This is a genomic window from Campylobacter concisus, assembly GCF_902460675.1.
Classification (GTDB): Bacteria; Campylobacterota; Campylobacteria; order Campylobacterales; family Campylobacteraceae; genus Campylobacter_A; species Campylobacter_A concisus_AJ.
The window spans coordinates 545953-552875 of sequence record NZ_CABPUQ010000001.1 but is presented as its reverse complement, the minus strand read 5'-3'; the positions used below and the strand labels follow the sequence as shown (position 1 = coordinate 552875).

At 34.7% G+C, this 6923-nt stretch carries 6 protein-coding genes; 2 read left to right on the top strand and 4 right to left on the bottom strand.

Annotated features, from left to right (window positions below; all coding sequences use genetic code 11):
• Positions 1-120 precede the first annotated feature (120 nt).
• Both F3G88_RS02665 and F3G88_RS02660 read left to right on the top strand, forming a co-directional pair.
• Complete coding sequence (locus tag F3G88_RS02665; RefSeq protein ID WP_148784392.1) at positions 121-678, top strand: ClpP family protease; 558 nt, start codon at positions 121-123, stop codon at positions 676-678.
• A 1-nt stretch (position 679) separates the two neighbouring features.
• Positions 680-2233 carry a type IV secretory system conjugative DNA transfer family protein gene (locus F3G88_RS02660; RefSeq protein ID WP_149715303.1) on the top strand — a complete coding sequence of 518 codons (1554 nt, stop codon included), beginning with the start codon at positions 680-682 and terminating at the stop codon, positions 2231-2233.
• A 38-nt stretch (positions 2234-2271) separates the two neighbouring features.
• Here the strand turns inward: F3G88_RS02660 and F3G88_RS02655 are convergent, their stop codons facing one another.
• The 4 genes from F3G88_RS02655 to F3G88_RS02640 form a co-directional block, all read right to left on the bottom strand.
• A complete protein-coding gene (locus tag F3G88_RS02655; protein WP_149712551.1) occupies positions 2272-4245 on the bottom strand; it encodes a double zinc ribbon domain-containing protein in 1974 nt (657 codons plus the stop codon).
• A gap of 12 nt (positions 4246-4257) precedes the next feature.
• Positions 4258-4809, bottom strand: a complete 552-nt coding sequence (locus tag F3G88_RS02650; RefSeq protein ID WP_103652011.1) for a zinc ribbon domain-containing protein — start codon at positions 4807-4809, stop codon at positions 4258-4260.
• A 97-nt stretch (positions 4810-4906) separates the two neighbouring features.
• Positions 4907-5371, bottom strand: a complete 465-nt coding sequence (locus F3G88_RS02645; protein ID WP_149706429.1) for a hypothetical protein — start codon at positions 5369-5371, stop codon at positions 4907-4909.
• Positions 5368-6705 carry a site-specific integrase gene (locus tag F3G88_RS02640; RefSeq protein ID WP_149706430.1) on the bottom strand — a complete coding sequence of 446 codons (1338 nt, stop codon included), beginning with the start codon at positions 6703-6705 and terminating at the stop codon, positions 5368-5370. Before F3G88_RS02640 ends, F3G88_RS02645 begins: the two co-directional genes overlap by 4 nt.
• Positions 6706-6923 lie beyond the last annotated feature (218 nt).

Below are 6923 nucleotides of genomic sequence, written 5' to 3'. Positions count from 1 at the left end.
TAGACGATCTAGAGCTTTTATAAACTACCAAGCCACCGGCTCTAGAAGCAATAGGTGGAATTTAAAGACTCATATACTATCTTAAACTTCTCTCACAAAAACCAAAAACAAGGAGAGAAGATGGCAGAGTTTGACAAGTTAAATTTCGCCGACATTCACATGAGCTTACTAGCTGATAGAAATATCTTTTTATATGGGCAGATCGATCAAGAAATTTGCCTAACTACACAAAAGACACTTTTGTATCTTGACAGCGTAGATCAAAGCGACATAAACATATATATAAGTGGCCCTGGAGGCTCGATATATGATGGCTTTGGACTAATCGACTTTATGAAGACCATAAAATCACCAATCAATACATTTTGCGTGGGGCTAGCTGCCTCTATGTCTGCACTTATATTTTTAAACGGAGATAAGCGCTACATGCTGCCAAACTCAAGCCTCATGCTTCATCAGCCTCTTGGCGGTGCATCGGGTCAGGCAAGTGACATCGAACTAATCGCAAATCAAATTTTAAAAATCAAATCAAAAGTCAATGAGATGATAAAGGCTAACAGCAACCTAAAAATATCAAAGATAGAACAGCTCACCGATAGAGACTGCTATATAGACGCATCATCAGCCATCGCTTATGGCCTAGCCAATGAAATAATACCAACTAATAAAGGAGAATAATATGTCAGTTTTTTCGCTAATCAACAACAAAAAAGAGCTAGCCCAAGCCGCTACTTCAAACACTCTTAGCATACCTATTAGCTTTACGCATGCGATGATAACAGGGCAAACAGGTTGTGGCAAGACCACTTCAGCGATCCTACCAGCGATGGATGAGCGTATAAAAGTAGGGCATGGGATGCTTGTCTTTGACTACAAAGGGGTTGAGCATAAAAAGGTTAAATTTTTAGCCAAGAAGCATGGCAGGCTAAAAGATGTAGTAATGATAAACGTGCCATGGGGAAACAAAATAAACATAATGGATGATGCAAGTGAGAGTTTATTGATGAATTTCTTTCAAAAGACATTTGGCACAAAGCGTGATCCTTTTTGGGGAAATTTAGCGGCAAATATCGCCACAAAGTCCCTTTCAACGATGAAGGCGATATGCGACCTTACGGAGCAAGGTTTTTGCACCCCATATATAGAAAATAGAGCAAAAGATATAAAGCCAAGCTTTGCAAATTTATGCAAATCAACCCAGCAGCTAGGCGACTTTAAAAAATTTTATGCCTTAGTTAAACTGGTAGATGATCATGTAAAAAGCGAAACGGCATTTGCAAAAGGTATAAGTAAAAGAAGACATTTGGCTAGCTCTTTAAATGAGAAAATCTGGGCATTAGGCGAGTTTAATGAAAAATCTGAAAATTTCATACAAGCTTTCAAGGAGTATGAAGGTGTAAGAAATGATGAAGAGTCACAAAAAGCAAGGCTTTTCTCAAACTACACATTTATGCTTTTTGCCTTGCAAAGCATAGCTGACGATGAGATGCTAAACTATCATGGCAATAGCATAAGCAAGCTACTAAATGAAGGAAAGATAGTTGTTGTAAATTCTCAAGGGCTAAAGGATAGTGCGGTGGAGCTTATGCTAAATTCCACCCTTTCAAATATGGCGCAACGCATAGCAAATGAAGAGAAGGTGCCAGTTAGTATCTTTATAGATGAAGCGCAGCGTGTGCTAAATCCATCAACGGACCTGCACGCTGACGTGCTAAGAGAGGCTAGGGTCGAGCTCATACTCGCCTTTCAAAACGAAGATGTGCTAAAAAGCAGCCTTGGTAGCGACTCAAGATATAAAGAGCTGGTGGGAAATTTAACCAATCAATATTTCTTTAAAAACTCGGTCAGACAATACGCCAGCGGAGAGGATAAAGACTTTAGCAAGTTAAAAAAATTTGAGTATTACCACGATGGTAAAATTTATAAAGCTTCGCCTATATTTATAGATGAAAATGACCTATTAAAGGCTGAGCTAAGCTACCAAAAAGAGCTTGGCATCGGTAGTAGTTTTACTAATGTAACTCTTGGGGATAATGAAATTTTGGTATATAACGAGCAGCTATTTAAAAGGCACTCTTTGCTCATAAAGCAAGACATAGTGACAAAAAAGAAGTCTGAAGTGCCAGTGCTAAATCAAAAACTCGATGCGCTACTTAAAAGACTAAATGCTTTAGTTCAAGAAGCAAAAGAGTCAAAAGACGAAGATGAAGATCTCTGGCAGGGGGTTTTATAAGATGTAAATTTACTCATGGGAGAGCTTCCCATGAGTTTTTAGTAGCTAAAATATTGATTAAGTATATCTAGTGCTTTTTTGTCGCCTAGTTTATAATATGCTTTATTTAGCGCGTCTTGTGCCTCTTGTTTTGCATTGGTATAATTGCCATATTTGCATAATATTTCGCCTAAATTTGTGCATCCCCTAGCATAGTTGTAGTCATAACAAGATTTTTTGAAGTAAGAGTATGCGTTTTGCATATTTTTTTCAAAGCCAGCGCCATCTCTATAATTTACGCCAAGATAGTTACAACCTCTACCACTTCCTGCGTCACAAGCTTTTTTATTATATTTATTAGCCAAAGTTAGATCTTTAGTTATCCCATAGCCATATTTATAGTTATAGCCAAGACTTGCACATCCATCAGCATCGTTATTTAGATCGCAAGCTTTTTGATAGTATTTATTAGCTTCTTTAAGATCCTTTTTTATACCTTCACCTTCTCCGTATCCAGCACCAAGGATAAAGCAGCTCTTGCCATCTTTTAGATCGCACCCTTTTTTAGCAAATTCGATAGCTTTTTTTAGATCCTTAAAGATGTTTGCGTCATCCTTAAAAAGTTCGCTTGCATACCCACAAGATTTAGCCATACCAAGATTACAAGCTTTTTCAAAATTTATAGCAGCACTATCTATCTTTTCTTCAACTATATAATATACAAAAGCTAGGTTTTGGCAAGCAAAACCATCTTTAATATCACAAGCTTTTTGGTAAAACCCTTTTGCTTTGTCTATATCCATTGAGACTCCTTTTCCCATTTGGTAATTAACGCCTAAATTAGTGCAAGATTCGCCATTTCCTAAATTACACCCCATTTCATAATATTCATTCGCTTTCTTGTAATCACCATTGCTGTTATATTCTAATCCCATTTCAAAGCAAGCAAGACTATTGTTTAGAAGGCATCCATGTTCGCCGTTAAAAACTGTATTTGCTTTAGAGACATCAACTTTTTTATATATCTCATAAGCTACTTTTATATTTTTTTCAGAGGGATTACCTTTTAGTAGATTGCCAGCTAAAGCCTTGCAAGCTTCTTTGTTATTATTGTTGCATAGCTTTGTATAGATCTCATTTGCATGCTCTAGGTCGTTTTTTTGTTCATAATCTTTAGCTAGTTTTATGCAGCTATCGTTTATCCCTATCTCGCAAGCAATTTTTGCATCGTCTTCAAGTGCTTTTTGCCTATCGCAAGCTTGCGTATTATCTGATTTACAAGATGTTTTGTAGTATTCATAAGCCTCTTTATAATCTACATTTTTTATCTTCTCTAAAGTAAAACTACTAGTTTGATAGTCTCCATGTTCATAAAGCAGGCCTAGTTGATAGCAGGCTTTAGAGTCAGATTTGCACTTCTCTTTTAGAAGACTTATCGCTTTGTCTGCATACAGCTTTGCTGCAGTGTCATGCTCCTTGTTATAAAAGTATGCCAACTTCATACAACTATCACCATTTTGATTTTCGCATTCATTTTCTAGGCTATAAATTTCATATCTACTTGGATTTCCTAAGAATATAAATGCAGAAGCTACCGCTACAGCAAGTATAAAAATAGATATAGCATATATAAATTTATAGTTTTTTATGTGCTTTTTTAGTTGCTCTTTGTTTTCTCTTTTTTTGGCTTCTTCGGCAAGTCTAGCTTCTTCTAACTCACGCTGTCTTTGCTCTCTCAAGCGAATTGCCTCTTCTTCTTTTTCTTTTCTTAGCTGCTCCTCTCTTGCTTCTTCTTCTAACTTTCGCAGCCTTTTTCTTTCATTCTCTTCTTGCTCTTTAATGATCTCTTTTTTGGTTTTTGGCATAAAGTGCAAAGTTTCACCACAAAATCTACACTTGGTAGCATTTGTCTTTACTTCTTCTTTGCAAAAAGGGCACTGCGTTTTTAGTTGTGTATCGCAGATAGGGCAAAACTCCAAGTCTTTTTCTATTTCTTCAGCACAAAAAGGACATTTGACTAGATTGTTATTCATGCCCAAATCCTACTAAAAAAATAGTCTTAGAGATATCAATTGTGCAATAAGCAATACTAAAAATGCACCAATTGCCCAGCCATAATTAAATTTAACTGTTTTTACTGGAAGAACCTTATTTGCTATTGCACCCGCTATGATTTGTGCCACGGTCAAACCGATTGAATAAACCACATAAACAATATTAATCATTTCCATACTATCATTTTTTATGCCTATACTAATCAAGAAGTATAATAAAACTGTTGATATAGTTGCTAGAGATATATATAGCAGGTTATCATATCCAGTATAGTATAGAGGCCCAAATATAAATGCCCAAAAGTTAAAACCTTGTGGCTTTAGGATTACTTCTCCATCCCATGTTCTTATAAAACCAAGCGGGATTTCATTACTATTTGCTTGGTTTTGATACGGGAAATTATTCGCCATATTTTTTTGGCTATTCATTTGTTCTCTTGCTTGATTTTTGGCTTCCTCATTTAAGAAGCTACCACAAAATCTGCATTTAATAGCATCTTTGTTAATTGTCTCACCACAAAATGGACAAAATTTAGTCTCCATACTACTTTCCTTTTTTTATTTTTAAAGAATAGAATTATTCAAAGTGAATAATTTTATTTAACTTTTACTAAGCTCATTCTTAAAAATAAGCATTGCTTTAATAAATATAAGAAGGCATGGACTGCTTGAAGCCATATTGCATATCTAAGCCTTGTGGTATTTTAAACTCGTCTAGAATTTTTTTAAACTCATCAAGTTTTTTATTGAATTTTTGATAAATTTCATCAAATTCCTCTTTGTCTGTGCAGCCTATGGACTGACAAAAGAGCCCAACTAGCTTGCCCCTGATCTTAAAGACTTCATCGTATAGCTCTTTACAAAAATCTAATACATTTTGGTAAGTCAATGCCTCGCCTTGTTCGCCACCTATTGTGAAATCACTCGTTTCTGTAGTAAATTCGCCAAGAGATGAACCGCTTAAAACAAAAGGGCATTCTTGTTTTAAGCCCATGATCGTCGCATCAAGCCAATCATTAATAGTCTCAAACGGATCATCAAATATATAAAGTTCGTCTGAGTAAGCAGGTCTGAACAAAAGTTCATTGTTCTGAATTACTATCATTTCTTATCCTTTTTATTATTTTTATTTGATTTAATATGGGGTATTTTATTACTTGGTATATCTAAGTATTTGAAAATACCTGAATATTCATCAAATGCTTTTATGTCTCTTAGTTTAGTTTTCAAAAGTTTAGACTGGGCGTATATGTCAAGAGCGTCAGAGAGATTGTAACCCATCATTCCCCTAACTAGGTCGTTATATTGTTCAAGATTCTTTCTATTGTTTCTATTTGTATTGTGGCCTAATTCATCTGCAACATTTACAATGGAGTCACTTATGTTGTTTATATGATCGTATTCTACTAATTTCTTAGCAAAGTTGCCTCTCAAGCGATGATCACTAACTTTTTTATCACTTATAACTTTTCTTATGCAGCCATTGGCTTTTTTATTAAAAGACTTTATTGTAGGGTATTGTTCTTTTATGGCTTTAACCCATTTATAATTATGTAAGTCTTTGATATTTTCATGTAGGACAATTACTCTTTTGGATTCGCTACTATATTTGCCTTTTGCTGTATCTATAATGACACAATTATATGCTTGCTTATTCACTCTTTTTTCGCCACGTTTCTGTGTTCCATCTTTAGAATTTAAAAGACTACCTTGAAATTTTTCAGCTACAATTAAATTTATATCATTTATCCCAATGCTTTTACTATCAAGAAATTCTTGAAGTAGTTTTGATGCAAATCTGTATTCTTTTTTTGTGCTTTCGCTAAACTTTTGTCTTGATCCAACACTTTCTAAATAGTTTTCAACTAAATCTTCTATCGTTGCTATATTTAGTGAATCTTTGTTAGGTTTGATTGGCTTTATTTTGGTTTTCTTTTTCTTTTCTTTATAGTTTAATATCTCTGACACGATATAATGTGGTATAAAAGCAATAAGCCCATCTTTTACCTCTACTGTATTGCCACTAGGAATTTCTTTAGCATTCTTTTTCTTATGGGCTGGTTTTTTCTCTGGTGCAGCTGGACAAAAACTATTTATTAACTCCTCTACAGGCAGATCATCATCTATCGGGACGGCAAGTCTTTGGGTAGTATCGGTCTTGAATTTTAAGGCACTAAGTCGCTCATCTATTATCTTATCAAGCTTTTTAGCTCCAGGCAAATGGACAGAGTATGGAAATAGACCAAAAAGATTAAAGCATATTTTTAGCCAGTAATCTTTATTCTTATCACTTGTGGCTCTCCCATATCCCTTTGTGAGACAATATTTTATATCATCAGATAGTTCTTCTATCTTGTCTTGATAATAAAACTTTGTTCCTAGATGATTTAATTCATTGAAATCATCAACTTCAAGTTGCTGTTTAATATATTTTGTCATAAAAAATCCTTTTTTAAAATTTTTATACTAGTAATTATATCTTTTGCGATAAAAAATTTTTGCTAGCGCTAAAAATCAAAAAATTAAAGATTTCGAGCCCCTTTAATGCCTCTTTTTTAGCCTTCAAGGGCACTCCTTTTGCATATGTATCAGTTGCTAGGTCTATGCTATGACCCAAAAGAACGGAAGTAAGATCTGCTAGAGAATTTTCCAAACAA

Bases quoted from the DNA above. Each gene is read 5' to 3' on its own strand.
- F3G88_RS02640 (WP_149706430.1), bottom strand. From the start codon at position 6,705: ATGACAAAATATATTAAACAGCAACTTGAAGTTGATGATTTCAATGAA.
- F3G88_RS02650 (WP_103652011.1), bottom strand. From the start codon at position 4,809: ATGGAGACTAAATTTTGTCCATTTTGTGGTGAGACAATTAACAAAGAT.
- F3G88_RS02645 (WP_149706429.1), bottom strand. From the start codon at position 5,371: ATGATAGTAATTCAGAACAATGAACTTTTGTTCAGACCTGCTTACTCA.
- F3G88_RS02660 (WP_149715303.1), top strand. From the start codon at position 680: ATGTCAGTTTTTTCGCTAATCAACAACAAAAAAGAGCTAGCCCAAGCC.
- F3G88_RS02655 (WP_149712551.1), bottom strand. From the start codon at position 4,245: ATGAATAACAATCTAGTCAAATGTCCTTTTTGTGCTGAAGAAATAGAA.
- F3G88_RS02665 (WP_148784392.1), top strand. From the start codon at position 121: ATGGCAGAGTTTGACAAGTTAAATTTCGCCGACATTCACATGAGCTTA.